The following is a 554-nucleotide window of genomic DNA, read 5'->3' as shown; positions in this document are numbered from 1 at the left end:
GGCTTGGGTTGATCTCAGCGAGATAGATGTATCCGCGATCCTCATCCCCACAAATGCCGTGAGCCCCATTCAGGACCGGACGGCATCGGCTGAGAAAGTTGCCATCCGCATCCAGAACCGTCAGCGAAGGCACCTGATCAGTAACGTAGAGCCTGTCGTCACGGTCGGCCCAGATCGCTGTTGGTCGGAAAAAGCCAGTCCAGACCGCCTGTAGGGCGCCGGAAAAATCGAATTTCTGCACGCGATTGTTTTCGCGATCCGCTACAACGACCGAGCCTTTTTTCATGACACAGATCGCGTGCGGCAACAGGAAATCGCCAGCCGCTGTACCGCGACGACCCCAAGTGCAGATTGGTTCGCCGCTGGATGAAAAACGATGCACAACGGTTCCACCGTAGCCGTCTGCTACGAAAATATCTCCGTCCAATGCGATTGCGACGCATGAGGGATGATTGAATGGATTGCCCGGCTGATGACGTTGTCCTAGTCGGCTAACAACCTGCCTGTTCCTGTCGAAGACAACTATCTGATGGGCGTCGCGATCGACCACGTAC

1 pseudogene is annotated in these 554 nt (G+C 55.8%); it reads right to left on the bottom strand.

Annotated features, from left to right (window positions below):
• Positions 1 to 554, bottom strand: a pseudogene (locus tag EN935_RS39535) (hypothetical protein); the annotation flags it as partial.

Source organism: Mesorhizobium sp. M7D.F.Ca.US.004.03.1.1, from assembly GCF_003998635.1.
Classification (GTDB): Bacteria; Pseudomonadota; Alphaproteobacteria; order Rhizobiales; family Rhizobiaceae; genus Mesorhizobium; species Mesorhizobium loti.
The sequence above is the reverse complement of the archived record's forward strand: the minus strand, read 5'-3'. Positions and strand labels throughout refer to the sequence as shown.